Here is a 16,849-nt window from a genome sequence, read left to right as displayed (position 1 = left end):
CGATACGTAATTGGTACTGTTCTATATGTAGAAAAAATAAGCTATAACATTTCCAAAATCCGGATTGCCCAAAATATCAGGACAATGTTCCGTACGGTAACGAGGGAAATTTTATGAAATGGAACTATTCATATGAGGTAAAATGGATTGCGAGGCTTTAAGTCGAAGGGCCAGGAATTGAATGAATACTTTGAAGACATGACTGCGGATGAGCTGGATATCCCTCGTAAATATTTTTGTATATTAGATAGTGCGGAGGTAGGAAAAAAACTTCACACATCCCAGTCTGTAGAAGCTGCCCGACCATTTGATAATATAAAGACAAATTGGAATTTAAAGATTTATAAATGAAAATTGCGACATACAACATAAATAGTATTAATGGGAGGCTTCCGGTCTTGCTTCGATGGCTAAAAGAAGAATCTCCGGATATAGTTTGCCTCCAGGAATTAAAGGCGCCGCAGGAGCGCTTTCCATTAAAAGCGGTCAAGGACGCAGGATACCAAGCAATCTGGCATGGAGAGAAAAGTTGGAACGGCGTGGCTGTCTTGTCCAGGTTTGAGATTGTCGAAGTAACAAGAGAGTTGCCGGGCGAAAAAGAGGATGGCCACAGCCGGTATTTGGAGGTTATTATCAATCAGGTATTGATATGCTGTCTTTACCTACCAAACGGCAATCCCTATCCGGGGCCTAAGTTTGAGTATAAGATGGCTTGGATAAAACGTCTAATGAAACGGGCAAAGATTTTACTTAAAATGGAAGTTCCGGTCGTGATTATCGGTGATTTCAACATTATCCCAACGGATCGGGACGTATATAAGCCGGAAAAGTTTTCAGAAAATGCCCTTTTCCGGATCGAGGTCCGAAAGGCATTTAAACAGCTTATCGGTCAAGGGTGGACGGATTCGATCCGGTTACTTTTTAAAGAGGATGGGGTTTATACTTTTTGGGATTATTTTAGGAATGCCTATGGCCGAAACGCGGGGTTAAGGCTGGATCACATATTGCTTAGTCCGAAAATTGCGCCACGGCTATTAGAAGGAGGAATCGACCGTCATGTTCGTGGCTGGGAGAAGTCAAGTGATCATGCGCCGGTTTGGATAATGTTGGGCGATAAAAATGAGTATGGCCGCAATTAAGAAATCTAAAAATGAGTTGTTAAGGGAAGCCCGGTCCCTGGAACTTGAAGGCAGAACAAACGATGCCATAAAAGGTTATGGTCTGGTTGTAAGCAAAGACCCATTGAATGCAGTAGCTTATAACCGGTTAATGATTCTATACCGAAAGCTGAAGGATTATAGAAAGGAATTGGCCATTATAAAAAAGGCCATTGGGGCATATGAAAAGGATATTAAGAAGGATCAGCTGACCTGGAAGAAAGCACACAATGAATCTGCCCGGCTCAGTTTGAGTCTGGCTAAATCTATGGGTCTTCTCAACGATAAAGGTCTGCCTATTTATGAAGAACCTCATATCCTGACATGGAGGAAACGTTTGGACACCGTTCGGAAGAAAATTAAGACCCCAGAAAAGCCACAAAAGTAGATGCCGAAAGTAAAAAGTAGTTTTAAAGATTTCGTGAGGTCTTTTTTCTGTTTAAACCTGGTTTTGAATTTCTTTCATTACTGGAGGACTTTTTGCCTTTCGGTATAATAGGTCGTTCGACCTCTAACCCTTGTGTGCTGGATCTTGTTTCCATTTTCGTCAGCTTTCATCTTTTTGTTATGAACCTTCAAAAAAGTCCCTTATTTCGCTACTGATAATAGCTGGATATTCATTTAATATATGCTGTTAGCCCTCTTGGACCACTTGGCTGATAGCCTTCAAAGGATCTGCAATTTGCTTTTTTGGGTATATTCTTAGCGATAGAGAGAGGTGATATTGCAGCAGCGTAAAGAATTTCGTCTGCATATGCAATGCCTTTATGACCCATAGGGCCTGGTCCATTAAAAATGCCTTGATTTTGCGTTTACTTTCTTTCAGAGGACCTTGTAACGCTTTTGATGTAAATTTAGATGAAATGGCATCAATTGCCTCATCGGGAGAATGGTTTAATTCGAACATCCCTGTGGTCCCTTCTATGGTGGGGAGGCTCTGCTTTCAGGGCATAAAGCATCAATGGTGATCTCCTGGCTTTGCCCTATAAACCTGGAGTTTCCTCCTAAGGTCCTTACGGATAGTATGGATCCGGGTCTTTACGGTTCCCTCCTTAAGTTCAAAATAGGTAGCTATCTCATGATACTTGTAACCTTCCAGGTACATGCTGATCAGAGCGTAATTTTCTCTTGAGAGTGACCTAAGGGTTAGCTGGATATCGTCCATGACGAATTTTGACTCGGCATCGTTACGGGAGCTTCCCTTATCTGCCGCACTATTTGTGATTTCTGCCTCAACGTTCCTACGGATCCCTTTTCTTCGATATTGATTGTAATAAATGTTCTTCATGATGACATATAGCCAAGAAATTAATTTTGGGGTGTCGACGAGGCTTTGCAATGATTTGAGGGAACGAGCGAAAGTCTCCTGGACTAGATCGTTCCTTTCTTCCGGGTCATTTGTAAATTTGCAGGCTAGGCTCTTTAGAATGGGGGTGCTTTCTAGAATTGCTGTATTGATTGACGTTTTCATGATTTTCTACTTTTGGTTTAAGATTGTATACTATTATAACGAGCTCCCAAGTAAAATGTTTGTGACCAGAGGGCAGTTCAATTTGAATTAGGTATTAATTTGGTCCTAGGTATTCCTTTAAAAAAAACCTTTTCCGGTCATGTGTGGCTAGATAATCTATAAATAGTCTACTAGAAAAGTAGATTACCTAAGGTAGCAGAACAGGTATAAACCGCAATGTCTATTGGGATTATATCGGGAAGATGCTGAATGTAAGTGCCAAGCGGTCGTTGGAACCATTAAAATTACGGCAATACTAGGATTAGGGTTAGTTCCCTTACCATGGTTTCAGAAAGGACGCACTTTCAGGTTAGCATGCTGCGTAGAGCCTCTCTAAAGGGGGGCTGTTTGCTAAGTCTGGATATTGATGTAAATCAACCATTGAAGTGACAACCTAAGAAATCCAGGTGGAGGAGCCCGAAGAAAATCTGTAAGAAGATTACGGGAGTTTAGGCAAAAAAAATACGCCTGAAATACTCAAGCGCATAGGTTAATTACGTTTCGGTGAACGGATCTTCGACCAATAAGACTCACTATCAGGACCGCGCCCTATAGACCAAAAGCAACTTTTACATGTTCTACAAAATCTAGCTTTTCCCAAGTGAAAAGATCGACTTCCATAGTTTTGGTTTCACCATTCGAGTTTTCGAAGGTTTTGCTTACCGTTTTTGGTGTTCTTCCCATGTGGCCATATGCTGCGGTTTCCGCGTAGATAGGGTTACGGAGACCTAAGCGTGTCTCAATTCCGTACGGAGTCATGTCGAACAGCTCAGCAATGATCTGGGCGATTTCTCCATCGGTTTTGTTCACCTTGCTGGTTCCGTAGGTATTCACATAGATTCCCATAGGGTCTTTTACACCGATAGCGTAAGAGATCTGTACCAGGATTTCATCGGCTACACCCGCTGCCACCAAGTTTTTTGCAATATGGCGGGTGGCATAAGCTGCAGAACGGTCCACTTTGGATGGGTCTTTTCCAGAGAAAGCACCACCACCGTGTGCACCTTTACCGCCGTAAGTATCGACGATGATCTTTCTACCTGTCAAACCGGTATCGCCATGAGGTCCACCGATTACGAATTTACCTGTAGGGTTGATGTGGTATTTGATCTTTTCCGTGAACAGGGCCTGTAACTCAGGTTTCAATTGAGCCTTCACACGAGGAACCAGGATGTTTTCAATATCGGATTGGATTTTCGCCAGCATTTCCTTTTCAGAAGCGAAGTCATCATGCTGGGTTGAGATCACGATGGTGTCGATGCGGACCGGTTTGTGGTTGTCATCATATTCCAAGGTTACCTGTGATTTAGCATCAGGGCGAAGGTATTGGATTTCGTTGTTTTCGCGTCTTAGAGCTGCAAGTTCATATAATAGACGGTGGGAAAGGTCCAATGCCAGGGGCATATAGTTTTCGGTCTCGTTATTGGCGTAACCGAACATAATACCTTGGTCACCAGCACCTTGTTCTTGTTTTGTGATACGATCTACGCCTTGGTTGATATCGGCGGATTGTTCGTGGATTGCCGAAAGAACTCCACAGGAATTCGCTTCGAACATATACTCGGATTTGGTATATCCGATTTTTTCTATAACCTGGCGAGTGATCTTTTGAACGTCCAAGTAGATTTTGGACTTCACTTCACCTGCTAAAACCACCTGTCCAGTAGTAACTAAGGTTTCAATAGCTACGCGGGCATCTTCATCCCAAGCGAGGAAGTTGTCGATTAAAGCGTCCGAAATCTGGTCTGCGACTTTGTCAGGATGTCCTTCAGATACCGATTCGGAGGTAAATAAATATGCCATAAAAATAATAAACGTTTGAAGGGAATAGCAGGCAGTATGTGAAAAATCATTTGTCCCGAATGGTTTTAGCACTTTTTTACTGTGGTTGCAATCTCCCATTTACATTATGATAATGCTAAATGCAAATCAGTCCACATTTTGTGTTGCACAAAGCTACGATACTTTGCAATATTTAAAAAGTATTTCATCCAAATTATTATCTTTAGCGGAATTAAATGACGTAAATGAGAAAGAAGCGCATACTGTTTGTAATCAATCCAGTATCTGGTGGGAAGAAGAAGACAACGTTTAATAAACAGGTACTCGAAGTACTGGATTTAAACAGATTTGACCCGACGTTTAAGATTACCAATCACGCTAATCACGCCTATGAACTCGCTAAATCTGCGATAGATGAGCAGTACGATGCCGTCATTGCCGTAGGTGGCGATGGCACGATCAATGAAATAGGGACGGCCTTGTTGGGCAGTGATATTCCCTTGGGGATTGTACCTGAGGGCTCTGGGAATGGATTGGCGCTTTATTTGGGCATTCCGATGAATGAGTCGGCAGCTTTGCGCAGGATCAATCGGTTTGAATCGGTCGACATCGATTGCGGAAAGATTGGGGATCGTTGTTTCTTCAATATTGCGGGTATCGGTTTTGATGCTTCGGTGAGTGATCGCTTTGCTTCCGAAACATTTAGGGGGCCGGTTGGGTACCTTCGCACGATAATTAACGTTATTAGTAATTATAAGCCTAAGAAATACACATTGAACATTGATGGTAAGGTCTACGAGCGGGAGGCCTTCATGATATCGGTAGCAAATTCTCCACAATATGGCAATAACGCCTACATTGCGCCGAATGCATCCATCAACGATGGGGTATTGGATGTATGTATCGTGCATAAATTTCCGTTATATACATTACCGATGATGATCTTCCATCTCTTCAACAAGACTGCGGACCAGTCCGAGTACGTAGAAATAATACCAGGGAAGAAGATCTGTATCGAACAGGAAGGAAAGGCGCCATTGCATTTGGATGGTGAACCGATGGATTTAGGAAACAAGATTGATATAGAAGTGCAGGGCAATGCTCTCAAGATTATTTGTTAGTTATGGCAAAACAGAAGAAGCAAAGATTCGAAGGGATCGTTTATTCGACCTCAGATGATTATGAATATACTGATTCGGATGGGATGGAGGAAGCGGACACGCTTCCCAATGAGAAGCAGAAACTGAAGGTCGGCTTGGACAAGAAACAGCGGAAGGGGAAGGTTGTGACCATTGTGACGGGATTTATAGGGACTGGTTCGGATTTGGAGGATTTAGCCCGTAAATTGAAGCAGCGATGTGGCGTAGGGGGGAGTGCCAAGGATGGTGAAATATTGATACAAGGTGATTTTAAAGAAAAAATTATACAATATTTAAGTTCGGAGAAGTATCAAGTTAAATCCTTTGGTGGTTAAACATGGAATTGTCCTGTAAACGTTTAAAAAACAAAGAAATAATGGGGATTTGGTTAAAAATAGAGGGTGCAAAGGCGCACGGTATTGTAAGTAAATACTCACTTATTTTTAACATTTAACGATTTGATAATTTGCAATTCAAAAAAAAAATGGTTTTCATTGTAAAAAATATGGAATATTCAACCGTTATGTGATACGACAAAAGAAGCATTGATTTGAGAGCTGCTGAAGAACGTCAATGAGTAGGTAACACAGCCTAAAAGTTAAATAATCAGATATCTTCAAATTAATTTTGTTTTTAACAGAAAATGCTATATTTGTTTTGAATTAATGTAAAATAACGGCATTTAGCTTGCATTAAATTGAATTTAACTTAATAATTAAACAACAGTAAAAAATCTAAAAATTAGTAAAAAATGGCAAACGCACCAAAAACTACAACCCCAGCTAAACAAGAGAGTGGCAATGCGGGTAATCTATTTGCAAGTTTAGCAATTATCATTTGTCTAGTAATTGGTTTCTTGGTTTACAAGTTTGTGATGGGTGATCCTTCAAACTTTATCGATGAGAATCCAGCGAACCAACCAAAACCAGGTAACTACTACGGTATGGTTTACCATGCAGGTTACGTAGTACCAGTTCTTCTAGGTTTATTCTTAATGGTATGGGTGTTTTCAATCGAGCGTCTTATCGTTATTGGTAAAGCATCTGGAACAGGAAACGTAGGTAACTTCGTAAGAAAAGTACAAGGATTATTGAGATCAGGTAACATTGATTCAGCTATCCAAGAGTGTGACAAGCAAAAAGGTTCCGTAGCGAACGTAATCAAAGCTGGTCTTTTAAAATATAAAGATGTTGAAGCACATCCAGGACTAGATACAGAGAAATCGGTATTAGCAATCCAAAAAGAAATTGAAGAGGCTACCACCTTAGAAATGCCAATGTTAGAGAAGAACTTGACCGTTATCGCAACATTAGTTTCTATTGGTACATTGACAGGTCTATTAGGTACAGTAACAGGTATGATCAAAGCGTTCTCGGCTTTAGCTACAGGTGGTGCACCAGATTCAGCAAAACTAGCGAACGGTATTTCTGAGGCCTTGATCAACACGGCAACAGGTATCGGTACATCTACAATCGCGATTATTTTCTACAACATCTTAACTTCTAAGATCGATACGTTAACATATTCTATTGACGAGGCTGGTTTCTCAATCGTACAAACATACGCTGCAAACCACAAATAAGAAGATTCGAAAAAAAGTTGAATTTATTTTATGCAATGTTCAACAGTTTCGCATCATTATTAAAAAGAAATAGAGTGTTCACATTAAAGAAGTAAAGAAATGGGAAAAGCAAAAGTAAAAAGAGCCAGCACATCGATCGACATGACGGCGATGTGTGACGTGTCTTTCTTGCTTCTTACATTCTTCGTTTTGACAGCAACTGCACGTCAGCCAGAAGTAATGCCCGTAGACACCCCTGCATCCACTACGTTGGATAAATTACCGGACGATAACTTAGCGGTTATCACCGTAGGTAACCAAGGGAAAGTATTTTTTGGAGAGAAGAACCCTGAGGTTCGCGTAAAAACTCTTAAGAATATGTCGGCAAAATATGGTGTTGCGTTCTCAGAACAAGATTATGAGAAGTTTAAAGGACTAGATGAGTTTGGAGTACCTTTCAAGCAATTGCGTGCCCTACTTTCATTACCAAATGACAAACGTACTTTAGAGGTTCAACCAGGTATCCCCGTGGATAGCACCGAAGAACTTTCAAACGAGTTGTATCATTGGGTTCAACAGGCTCGCTTGGCAACGGTAGAATTCAACCGTGACCAAGAGACCAAAGTGAAGAACTGGTCAGATCCAGGAGCGATGAAAGTAGCGATCAAAGCAGATGCGGAAGAGAAGTACGCGGTAATGAATTTGATTATTGAAACACTGAGAAACCAAAAACAAAACAAATTCTTCTTTGTTACCGGTTTACGTCAGGAAAAATAATAAGAGAAAATGGCAGAATTAAATCAAGACTCCGGCGGCGGCAAAAAAGGCGGCAAAGTTAGGTCGAAGAAAAATGGAGGTCGTGTAGATTTAACCGCGATGGTGGATCTAGCATTCCTTCTGATTACTTTCTTCATGCTAACAACTTCCTTGAACAAGCCACAAGCCATGGATGTTAACATGCCTGATAAGAATAAGGACAAGAATGAGTTGAACCCTGAGATTGAAATCGCAGATAACCGTTCGATCACCTTATTGCTAGGATCAGATAACAAGATCGCTTGGTATTATGGACAATTAGCAAACCCAATCTCGGCACCCGCTGTAGTAGACTATAGCAAAGAAGGAATCAGAAAGATCGTCCTTGAGAAGAAAGCTCAGGTTCCGCAAGTGTCAGGAGGAAAAGACCTAATCGTCGTAATCCGTCCAAGTGACAGATCAGTACAACGTAACCTCGTTGATATACTAGATGAAATGAAAATCACTGATGTTAAACGTTTCATGATTTCGAAAATCAAACCTGAAGAAGTTGAGGTTTTGAAAACAAACGGAATCTATAACGAATAATTCATCAGACAAAAAGGAAAAAAATGATCGGTTCAAAATTAGATTTATTTAAGAAAGAATGGCTAGATGTCGTTTTCGAGAATAGAAATAAAGAATACGGAGCATATGCATTGCGTAAATACGCACCAAAAGCTACCAACATCGCTTTATTCTCAGTTTCGGCAGTAGTCCTTGCTTTCACGGCTATCAAAGCCTTCGATATAAAGCTTTTTCCTGAGAAACCTGTTGAGGAAGTAGTAGAAGTTACTCCAGTTACTTTAGAGGATTTAGAGATCCCTGAACCACCTGAAGAGGAAGAACCACTACCTCAAGAGGAAGAGCCACCTCAACGTATCGCTGAGGAACCACCGGCGGAAGACCTAATCCGTTTCCCAGAGCCTAAGGTTGTTGATGCGAGACAAGTAAAAGAAGAGGTTGTTTCTCAAGAAGAGATCAAAGAGAAAAACGCTACTCCAGCACGTATTACCCTGAAAGGTACCCCAGGTGCATCAGGTGTTCCTACTGGAGAGTTCGGTCCGAAGAAAGTGGAAGGTGCTATCACGGGTAGTACAAAAGGAGTTGAGGACGGCGATGCCAACAAAGTTTATGACTTTGAGGCAGTTGAGGTTCCAGCATCTTACCCAGGAGGTATCAACGCATTCCGCCAGTTCGTGTCGAGCACACTTCAATATCCACAAGCTGCAATTGATGCAGGTGTGAAAGGTACAGTTGAGTTGTCCTTCGTGATTGACAAAACAGGTGCTTTGACAGATATCAAAGTGGTAAAAGACGTTTCTTACGGTACAGGTCAAGCAGCGATCACTGCATTGAAGAAATCAAAGAAATGGCAACCAGCTATCCAAAACGGTCGTCCGGTTCCAGTTCGTTATTCATTGCCAATTCGCTTAGACTTGTCGCAAATGTAATTCGATATGTCGAATCATTCAACAAGAAATAATTTTAGACAGAAATCGCCCACACAGCGATTTCTGTCCATTTTAGGACTATTCATGTTCCTCTTTTATTTTGTGTTGGGATTATTGATCATCTTTTGGAGCGGATTTCCAATTGAGATCGATCCAACCTATAAAAAGATCTTCGGGATACTCCTAATCGTCTATTCATTTATGCGTTTTGCCAGACTTTGGCAAAATAATTTCAGGAATTAATTAATCCTTGAGGCATTAAATCATTCTAAGATAATATGAAGGGTAGATTATGGTATGTACTGGCGATGCTCCTGATCGTGGCTACAGCGATTTCCTGTTCACAAAATAGAAATAAAGGACAGGAAAATGCCGACAGCACGACAGCAGGCGCTGGCACGTCGAGAGATGATATATTGACAGGTGAACTTTCGGTCATTGTTGATGAAGCAGTCCTTCCAATCATGCTGGAACAGGTAGAGGTTTTCAAGACATCCTATGTCAATGCGAACATCAAACTGATTCCATTGCCAGAACGCGAAGCGATCAATGCCTTGATCAAAGGCGAGGCAGATATTGCGATTTTGAGCAGGTTATTGAACAAGGAAGAAAATGCGGGTTTCAGCAGTCGAAAAATTAGCCCGAGGACTTTTCCGGCCTTCTATGATGGGGTGGTTTTTTTCAATAATTTGAGCGCTAGAGATACTTCAATCGATATTCCGACGTTAACATCTTTATTGAAGGGTGAATCCAATACGGGAAAACGTTTGGTTTTTGACAATGTGAATTCAAGTACTCTTCGACGCGTAAAAGAAATTGCAAAGTTGGATAAAGTCTCAGGGCAATCTGTAAAAGGTATGAAGACCTCCAAGGAGGTTGTAGAAGAGGTATTAACGGATGCAAATAGCATCGGTGTAATGTCCTATGGTCAATATTTAGATTGCGTTTCACAATTTGGAGAAGAAAATAAAATTCGTATCTTAAGCCTTCAAAGTTTGAAAGACGGGAAAAACCTTGGTTTTTTCAAGCCTTCTCAGACCACGTTTGCTACCGATGAATATGCGTTGAAGACAGAGTTTCACGTGTTGAACTATCAACCAAATTTGGGATTGGGAATTGGATTTTCTGCTTTCTTGACAGGAGACCGTGGGCAGCGGATTGTTCTGAAATATGGACTCTTGCCGGTCACGATGCCAGGTCGGGAAATCATCATTCGAGAAGACAACATAAATTAGTTTATAACAAAGAGTAAATAACAGATTATGACAAACAGCAAATTATTTTTAAGCCTTTTAGTTGCGGGAGCTGTTGCTACAGGAACAACACAAGCTCAAAGTATCAAAGATGCAAAGGCTGCAATTCAAGCTGAACAATATGACAAAGCTAAAGCTATGTTGCAAAATTTAGTTCAGAAAAAGGCAAAAGATGGTGAAAACTATTTTTACCTAGGACAAATCCACTTGATCAACGATAAGGTCGATTCGGCACAGATCGTTTTCCAAGAAGGTGTGACAAACGCTCCTAAGGAAAAATTGAATACTGTAGGTTTAGGTATCGTAGACCTTGAAAAAGGAAATGTGAGTGCGGCTGAAACGAAATTCTCAGAAGCTTCGCAAGGTATAGGCAAAAAAGAGTATGAAATCCCTTACTTTATCGGTAGAGCGTACATTGATGCGCCAAAACCAGATTACAAGAAAGCGGTTGAATACTTGACTAAAGCGAAAGAAATGAATGCTAAGGATGCATTAATTCCTACAGCATTAGGTGATGCTTACGCTGGTTTACGTGAAAGTAGCCCTGCATTCGTAGCTTACCGTGACGCTTTGGCAATCGATGGAAACCTTTTGGCTCCAAAAATTGGTCAAGCAATCATTTCAAGAAGAGCGCAAGCTTATGACGTAGTATTAGAGCAATTGACTACATTGGCAGGTGAAAACCCTGAATATGGTCCAATCTACCGTGAGTTGGCAGAGACTTATTATTTGTCATCTATCAAAGCACCAGAAGAGCAATACCGTGAAATCAACCAAAAAGCAGTTGAAAACTATAAAAAATACTTGTCATTGACAGGTGATGCCTCAACAGACGCTAAAGTACGTTACGCTGACTTCTTGGTTTATTCTGGTAACTACGATGAATTGAAAACAGTAGCTCAAGAATTATCAACCGTAGAAGGTGTTGATGCCAAAGTATACCGTTACTTAGGATATATCTCCTTCTTGCAAGATAAGGACTATCCAAAATCATTGGAGTACATGACTACTTTATTCAGCAAAGTTGATACTGCACGTTTGATCGGTCGTGACTACTTATACGCTGGTTTGGCAAACTTAGTAGCAGGTGATGCTGCAAAAGGTGCTGAATTATTGAAAGTAGCTGAAACTAAACAAACAGAAGATGAGAACTATGATGAAGAAATCTCAGAAACTGCTTTTGAATACTTCAAAAACGGTGAGAACGAAATTGCATCTAAGATCTTCGCGATCCCAGCTAGCAATGATAGTTCTGATTACTTCTTCGATTCAAATTTCTACTTAGGACAAATTGAGTACGGTATCGGTTCTAAATTGGTAACCGTTCCTGAAGGTACTGAATTGACTCCTGAAGAAGTTACTGCTAAGATGAACGAGGCTAGGCCACATTTAGAGGCTGCAGTAAAATCGTTGGGTACAGTAGCTGCATCAACTAAAAAAGAAGTTGTTGACAAATACAAAATCCCTGCGTTATACTACAAAGGATTAACTGAATTAGCTTTGGATAACGTAATGTACGATCCAGAAAACGCTAAAGGTTTATTCGTAGATTCATTCACTCAATTGCTATCTGCTATCACTGCATCCGGCAAAGCTGAAGATGAATCGAACAAAACTTACGCTGCAGATGCCAATAACTATATCGGTTACTTCGCATACTTAAAAGGCGACACAGCCAAAGCTAAACAGCATTTTGGGGAAACATTGAAGTTGAAACCAGATGATGCCTTCGCAACCCAGATGATGGGTGCACTTTAAGGGTGTTAAAACAAGAATTATATAATGGAGGCCGCTTTTTGCGGCCTCCTATATTATTTAGAAATTTAAGAGGATTGACCGTGGTTGGATTTGAATGGCCAGGCGATGAAATCGGAACTAAATCCAAATCCAAATACGTTAACGGTCATCAAGCGTTGATCTCCCTACGCCGTTTTGGTTGAAATCCGTATATTGTTCCATGAAGTCCTCAACTCTTTTATATTAAGTGCCTTGATTATGCGATAAGGGGATTTGATACCGGGACTAACCTAATTTAAAATGATTATTGAGGAAAGCTGGGCACTTGACCACTTTGTGACCTTTTCATCTTGGTCCGCTTGCCCAATCTTCTACTGTGTATTTCCTAAGATGTGATTTGCCCGGTCCAATGATCCTTAGTTTGAACCTGCCAGATTTTTTTCAATTACCTAAATTCCCCTGTATGGGATGCACATTCGTTCAAGATCATCAATTTCTTTTTAAGCGCGGTTTGCATACCCTTGCCAGGCCAATCAACCTTTTTCTACTTCACCTTTCCTGATAAGTTAGCGTTTATGCAAAATGGCAAATTGTCCAGATTTTTCCTGTATTTGCCAAAATAATTACCAGTCCCGTGAGTTCTGCAGGAGAATAAAGGCTCATTTGGTAAAGGTTAGGGTTGTTTACCTGCTGTATAGTGACCAGTCTTGCCCTAAATCTATCGGGCCGGCAGGCACAGCCTTTTTTAGTATATCACAACTGGTCTCATATCCGCTTGTGGGATTTTTGACAATACAGCTTTTCTAAATACTAACAAGCCAGTGGCGAGATAAAGTGGAGTGATTCTCCCAATTAGACCAAAATTATGAAATGATGGTTCTAGGATTAGATAATCAGGTCTATCTCTCATTCCTGGACTAAGTTCATGGAGGCTAAAAAATCAATCTTGAACTGCATGGAGCTTCTTTCATTTTTATTTATTTTTGGCATGTGACGATTAATGAACTAAAAAATGAATTGCTCAACAGGCAATATGAAAACAACATACGGATCGCGCCACACATTGTGGTGTGCAATGCAGAGCGGTTCCTTCAAAAACAGTTCAGGGACTGTGCCAATTGGAAAAAGGATCTTGATTCGTGCCCAAGCTACGATCGGTTGATTCTCTTCCATAAAGCTGTTTCAGGACGCTGATTGCCAGAACCAGGTTACCTGGCTTAAGACTGCTTGTATTTTTTAGCTATTGAGCCCATTGATCATGTGGAAATGAGTGATTTAGAACAATCTATTACCGTTATACTTGACGAAATGGAGTTTTGGCTTGCTAGATAGGGACTCCATACCCTAATAATTGCTCGGCCAGTGTTACCTCAAATCTTAAAAAATGTAAAAAAAACCACTTCACACTTGAATTTAAAGGATTTGATTTTTAGATTAGCCAAAACTTTATAAAAACGGGATTTTCCATTTCATTTGACATTTTTTCCAAAGCTATCAATTTAAAATAGTTTAATAGATTATGTTACGAGAAACCAAATTTTCCAGATTTCAGGCCAAGCCTTTTTTTATCCTTTTAATCTGCATGGTAATCCAGTCGGGTTATGTGCTTAGCCAAAACAGCCACATCCAGACCAGTTCCACGCAGGCTCCATTTCGGAGTCGCTTGATGAATGTCGAGGCAGCTCGGAACGAAACATTTAGGTACCATGCAACCTTAGAAAACTTATCCAAGACAACTAAGATTTACATGCTCCAGACCGAATTGCCCGCGGGGTGGCTAGCTAACTTCATGGTCGAGGGAACCCCCGTGCGCTCCCTAGAGATGACGGCTGGCAAAAGCTATGACATAAACATTGAGGTAAATCCCTCTCTATTGGCCCCTCCGGGGAAAACGTCCTTTCAAATACTCGCAATTTCCGAAATGGATACCCTTAAACTTCCGCTTGAGGCTGTTGTAAAAGGTTCATTCAATCTAGATCTCTCCACCCCTACCGGCAAGTTGAATGAGGAATTAGTTGCTGGGAGGAAAAAGGAGCTACTGTTTGAACTCAAAAATTCCGGCTCATTGCCTTTAAATGAAATTGAATTGAGCGGTCTCCCACCTAAAAGCTGGACGGTGACCTTCGAGGATGCGCAAGTCAAGGAATTGGCACCTGGCAAGTCCATTACTGTAAGGGCTCTTATTGAGGTCCCTGAAAAGAGCATTGCAGGTGACTATGTCCTTAAGGTTTCTGCAAAGAACGCCAATGTATCTGCAGAAAGTACCATTAGGGTCCAAGTTAGGACCTCTGTTTGGACGGGGCTTTGGGGGATTGCCATAATATTGATTTCGATAGCCTCCATTTTCTTTTTGATAAGGAAATTCGGCAGGCGCTAGCAAATTTCCATCAGGTCCTAATTATATAATCCATTATCTTATTGTGGGTAAACTTCCATGAAATGAAAGAACCGATCATTGAATTTGAAAATCTTTGCAAAAATTATGGTAATAAAAAAGCCGTAGACAACTTGAACCTTCAAATATATGAAGGAGAAATCTACGGTTTGCTAGGTCCGAACGGTGCTGGAAAAACAACCACTATCTTAATGATGATGGGACTTACCGAACCAACTTCTGGTATGGCGTTCGTAGATGGCATGCAATCAAACAGGAACCCGATAGAGGTTAAGAAATTGGTTGGGTACTTACCTGACAGCGTGGGGTTCTACGAAGGAATGTCACCTTTGGACAATTTAAGGCTTATAGGCCGGTTAAATCAAATTCCTGAAAAAGAAATAGAAGAAAGATCGCATCTTTTACTCCAGCAGGTAGGGCTGGAACAGGATATGCAAAAGTTGGTGGGTACGTTCTCTCGGGGAATGAAGCAGCGTTTGGGCCTGGCAGAAGTGCTAATCAAAGATCCTAAAATTATTGTCCTCGACGAACCTACGTTGGGCTTAGACCCCCGCGGCATTAAGGAATTCATGGCACTTATACAAGACCTTAGCAGGAGAAGGAACATTACTGTATTGTTGTCTTCCCACAATTTGCACCATGTCCAGCAGGTCTGTGACAGGGTGGGGATATTTGTTCAAGGAAAATTGATAGCGAGTGGCAATATTGCCGATCTGGGCCATTCATTGAATAAAAAAGATGGTTTTTTTACCAGTATTCAGACCCAGGTTTCGACCCTGGGGCCTTCTGTTTTGAAAACGCTTTTAAGGGAGCTTCCCGTCATGAGGATTGATTTAATTTCGGAAAACCATGCCGAGATCACTACCTCTGAGGAATGTACTGCCTCCATCGTAAAGATCCTTGTCACAAAAGGATACGATATTACGTCGGTACAAAGGGACAACCTGACCCTTGAACAGATTTACCAACAATATTTCCTTGAAAACCCTAAATTTTTATAAAGATGAATATCGATAGTACCTTACGCACAGCGCAAATTGGTGTAAGTCATTTTAGTAGTCCTTTTTGGATTCTGGCACGGAAAGAAATTGCCGACATGGTTAGAAGTTGGAGGTTCCGAATATTAATTTTGTTAGTTCTGTTAATATTAACGAGTTCCATAACCCACGTCGTGGAACAGGTGCCGGCCTGGATCCAGAACAATGATCTCTTAGAATCGGATTTTCCATTTCTCAAAATATTTACCTCGTCGGGTTCAACCCCTTCGTATTATGTACTCATAAGTTTCGTCGCTCCCCTACTTGGGATAAGCCTAGGGTTTGACAGAGTGAATTCAGAATTTCTAAGCGGGACGATGACACGAATTGTTACCCAGCCAATCTACAGAGACAATATTCTATTGGCCAAATTTTTTGCACCCATATTTGTCCTGAGTGTATTATTTCTTTGTGTAACGGGATTGGTCGTTGGAACCGGAATGATTTGGACTGGATTAAGCGTTCAGCTTGTAGAAATTATTCGGATATTCGCCTTCATCTTTTTGTTGATTGTTTACCTAGGGTTCTGGTTGGCCTTTTCGTTATTGATGTCCATAGTTTTTAGACAGCCCTCGTCTGCGGCCCTCACATCATTGAGTTTATGGTTGTTCCTGACCATATTTTTTCCCATGCTGACATCACTCATTGTCCAGCAGCTGCTGCCTTTGAAACCTTTCATGTCAGTAGAAGAGCAGTTCTCAAGGCAGGAATTGGTGCTGAATATATTGAGAGTCAGTCCAAGCCAATTGTTCATAGACGGGAGTACTTCCATCCTGATGCCAACCGTAAGGAGTTTAGGTCCGCTGAACATTGAGCAGATGGAGGCAGCGATCCCAGCACCATTGCCCATAATTGATAGTTTATTGATAGTTTGGTCCCAATTAACTGGATTAATAGCGGGAACTTTGGCCCTCTTTGCCATATCCTACTATCTTTTTATGAGAAGGGAAATAAGAAATTAACCGAAAGAGGTCGTTTCCTTACTGTCCCATGGCAAGGCTCCCACGGTACCCAAATCTGCATAGCTGC

Annotated in this window: 17 protein-coding genes; 14 read left to right on the top strand and 3 right to left on the bottom strand. The window is 41.1% G+C overall.

Translation table 11 applies throughout. The features are described from left to right. The first annotated feature begins 347 nt into the window (after positions 1 to 347). Positions 348 to 1,139, top strand: coding sequence for an exodeoxyribonuclease III (gene xth / locus RT138_RS05015; RefSeq protein WP_313189821.1), 792 nt, complete (start codon positions 348 to 350; stop codon positions 1,137 to 1,139). After that, complete coding sequence (locus tag RT138_RS05010) at positions 1,126 to 1,545, top strand: hypothetical protein (RefSeq protein WP_313189820.1); 420 nt, start codon at positions 1,126 to 1,128, stop codon at positions 1,543 to 1,545. The genes xth and RT138_RS05010 overlap by 14 nt, the downstream gene beginning before the upstream one ends. A gap of 246 nt (positions 1,546 to 1,791) precedes the next feature. On the opposite strand, the gene RT138_RS05005 is transcribed toward RT138_RS05010, so the two are convergent. From RT138_RS05005 to metK, 3 genes are all read right to left on the bottom strand, one after another. Further along, positions 1,792 to 2,064 carry a hypothetical protein gene (locus tag RT138_RS05005; RefSeq protein ID WP_313189819.1) on the bottom strand — a complete coding sequence of 91 codons (273 nt, stop codon included), beginning with the start codon at positions 2,062 to 2,064 and terminating at the stop codon, positions 1,792 to 1,794. A gap of 51 nt (positions 2,065 to 2,115) precedes the next feature. Then, complete coding sequence (locus RT138_RS05000) at positions 2,116 to 2,628, bottom strand: RNA polymerase sigma factor (RefSeq protein ID WP_313189818.1); 513 nt, start codon at positions 2,626 to 2,628, stop codon at positions 2,116 to 2,118. A gap of 588 nt (positions 2,629 to 3,216) precedes the next feature. After that, positions 3,217 to 4,470 carry a methionine adenosyltransferase gene (metK, locus tag RT138_RS04995; RefSeq protein WP_313189817.1) on the bottom strand — a complete coding sequence of 418 codons (1,254 nt, stop codon included), beginning with the start codon at positions 4,468 to 4,470 and terminating at the stop codon, positions 3,217 to 3,219. 224 nt (positions 4,471 to 4,694) lie between these two features. On the opposite strand from metK, the gene RT138_RS04990 reads away from it, so the two are divergent. The 12 genes from RT138_RS04990 (at position 4,695) to RT138_RS04940 (ending at position 16,782) form a co-directional block, all read left to right on the top strand. Beyond that, on the top strand, positions 4,695 to 5,570 hold the full coding sequence (locus RT138_RS04990) for a diacylglycerol kinase family lipid kinase (protein WP_313189816.1): 876 nt from the start codon (positions 4,695 to 4,697) through the stop codon (positions 5,568 to 5,570). 2 nt (positions 5,571 to 5,572) lie between these two features. Further along, entirely contained in the window at positions 5,573 to 5,923 is a 351-nt protein-coding gene (locus tag RT138_RS04985; RefSeq protein WP_313189815.1) for a translation initiation factor, read from the top strand. 416 nt (positions 5,924 to 6,339) lie between these two features. Continuing rightward, positions 6,340 to 7,170, top strand: coding sequence for a MotA/TolQ/ExbB proton channel family protein (locus tag RT138_RS04980; protein ID WP_093099604.1), 831 nt, complete (start codon positions 6,340 to 6,342; stop codon positions 7,168 to 7,170). Positions 7,171 to 7,269: 99 nt separating this feature from the next. Beyond that, a complete protein-coding gene (locus tag RT138_RS04975) occupies positions 7,270 to 7,926 on the top strand; it encodes an ExbD/TolR family protein (RefSeq protein WP_093099602.1) in 657 nt (218 codons plus the stop codon). Positions 7,927 to 7,935: 9 nt separating this feature from the next. Continuing rightward, positions 7,936 to 8,493 (top strand): ExbD/TolR family protein, encoded by a 558-nt coding sequence (locus RT138_RS04970; RefSeq protein ID WP_185213226.1) that lies wholly within the window; start codon positions 7,936 to 7,938, stop codon positions 8,491 to 8,493. Between the two features lie 23 nt (positions 8,494 to 8,516). Next, a complete protein-coding gene (locus tag RT138_RS04965; protein WP_313189814.1) occupies positions 8,517 to 9,398 on the top strand; it encodes a TonB family protein in 882 nt (293 codons plus the stop codon). A 278-nt stretch (positions 9,399 to 9,676) separates the two neighbouring features. Further along, a complete protein-coding gene (locus RT138_RS04960; protein WP_313189813.1) occupies positions 9,677 to 10,633 on the top strand; it encodes a substrate-binding domain-containing protein in 957 nt (318 codons plus the stop codon). A gap of 27 nt (positions 10,634 to 10,660) precedes the next feature. Then, complete coding sequence (locus RT138_RS04955) at positions 10,661 to 12,409, top strand: tetratricopeptide repeat protein (protein ID WP_313189812.1); 1,749 nt, start codon at positions 10,661 to 10,663, stop codon at positions 12,407 to 12,409. 969 nt (positions 12,410 to 13,378) lie between these two features. After that, on the top strand, positions 13,379 to 13,582 hold the full coding sequence (locus RT138_RS18865; RefSeq protein ID WP_373865672.1) for a DUF6965 family protein: 204 nt from the start codon (positions 13,379 to 13,381) through the stop codon (positions 13,580 to 13,582). Positions 13,583 to 13,907: 325 nt separating this feature from the next. Then, positions 13,908 to 14,765, top strand: a complete 858-nt coding sequence (locus RT138_RS04950; RefSeq protein ID WP_313189811.1) for an NEW3 domain-containing protein — start codon at positions 13,908 to 13,910, stop codon at positions 14,763 to 14,765. Positions 14,766 to 14,827: 62 nt separating this feature from the next. Further along, positions 14,828 to 15,784 carry an ABC transporter ATP-binding protein gene (locus tag RT138_RS04945; protein ID WP_313189810.1) on the top strand — a complete coding sequence of 319 codons (957 nt, stop codon included), beginning with the start codon at positions 14,828 to 14,830 and terminating at the stop codon, positions 15,782 to 15,784. A gap of 2 nt (positions 15,785 to 15,786) precedes the next feature. Further along, on the top strand, positions 15,787 to 16,782 hold the full coding sequence (locus RT138_RS04940) for an ABC transporter permease (protein ID WP_093099586.1): 996 nt from the start codon (positions 15,787 to 15,789) through the stop codon (positions 16,780 to 16,782). Positions 16,783 to 16,849: the final 67 nt, after the last annotated feature.

Source organism: Sphingobacterium sp. (genome assembly GCF_032065005.1).
Taxonomy (GTDB): domain Bacteria; phylum Bacteroidota; class Bacteroidia; order Sphingobacteriales; family Sphingobacteriaceae; genus Sphingobacterium.
This window is presented reverse-complemented; position numbering and strand designations above follow the sequence as displayed.

What these genes read in the sequence shown, in the direction of transcription:
- xth (WP_313189821.1), top strand. Translation starts at nt 348, where the DNA reads ATGAAAATTGCGACATACAACATAAATAGTATTAATGGGAGGCTTCCG.
- RT138_RS05010 (WP_313189820.1), top strand. Translation starts at nt 1,126, where the DNA reads ATGGCCGCAATTAAGAAATCTAAAAATGAGTTGTTAAGGGAAGCCCGG.
- RT138_RS05005 (WP_313189819.1), bottom strand. Translation starts at nt 2,064, where the DNA reads ATGTTCGAATTAAACCATTCTCCCGATGAGGCAATTGATGCCATTTCA.
- RT138_RS05000 (WP_313189818.1), bottom strand. Translation starts at nt 2,628, where the DNA reads ATGAAAACGTCAATCAATACAGCAATTCTAGAAAGCACCCCCATTCTA.
- metK (WP_313189817.1), bottom strand. Translation starts at nt 4,470, where the DNA reads ATGGCATATTTATTTACCTCCGAATCGGTATCTGAAGGACATCCTGAC.
- RT138_RS04990 (WP_313189816.1), top strand. Translation starts at nt 4,695, where the DNA reads ATGAGAAAGAAGCGCATACTGTTTGTAATCAATCCAGTATCTGGTGGG.
- RT138_RS04985 (WP_313189815.1), top strand. Translation starts at nt 5,573, where the DNA reads ATGGCAAAACAGAAGAAGCAAAGATTCGAAGGGATCGTTTATTCGACC.
- RT138_RS04980 (WP_093099604.1), top strand. Translation starts at nt 6,340, where the DNA reads ATGGCAAACGCACCAAAAACTACAACCCCAGCTAAACAAGAGAGTGGC.
- RT138_RS04975 (WP_093099602.1), top strand. Translation starts at nt 7,270, where the DNA reads ATGGGAAAAGCAAAAGTAAAAAGAGCCAGCACATCGATCGACATGACG.
- RT138_RS04970 (WP_185213226.1), top strand. Translation starts at nt 7,936, where the DNA reads ATGGCAGAATTAAATCAAGACTCCGGCGGCGGCAAAAAAGGCGGCAAA.
- RT138_RS04965 (WP_313189814.1), top strand. Translation starts at nt 8,517, where the DNA reads ATGATCGGTTCAAAATTAGATTTATTTAAGAAAGAATGGCTAGATGTC.
- RT138_RS04960 (WP_313189813.1), top strand. Translation starts at nt 9,677, where the DNA reads ATGAAGGGTAGATTATGGTATGTACTGGCGATGCTCCTGATCGTGGCT.
- RT138_RS04955 (WP_313189812.1), top strand. Translation starts at nt 10,661, where the DNA reads ATGACAAACAGCAAATTATTTTTAAGCCTTTTAGTTGCGGGAGCTGTT.
- RT138_RS04950 (WP_313189811.1), top strand. Translation starts at nt 13,908, where the DNA reads ATGTTACGAGAAACCAAATTTTCCAGATTTCAGGCCAAGCCTTTTTTT.
- RT138_RS04945 (WP_313189810.1), top strand. Translation starts at nt 14,828, where the DNA reads ATGAAAGAACCGATCATTGAATTTGAAAATCTTTGCAAAAATTATGGT.
- RT138_RS04940 (WP_093099586.1), top strand. Translation starts at nt 15,787, where the DNA reads ATGAATATCGATAGTACCTTACGCACAGCGCAAATTGGTGTAAGTCAT.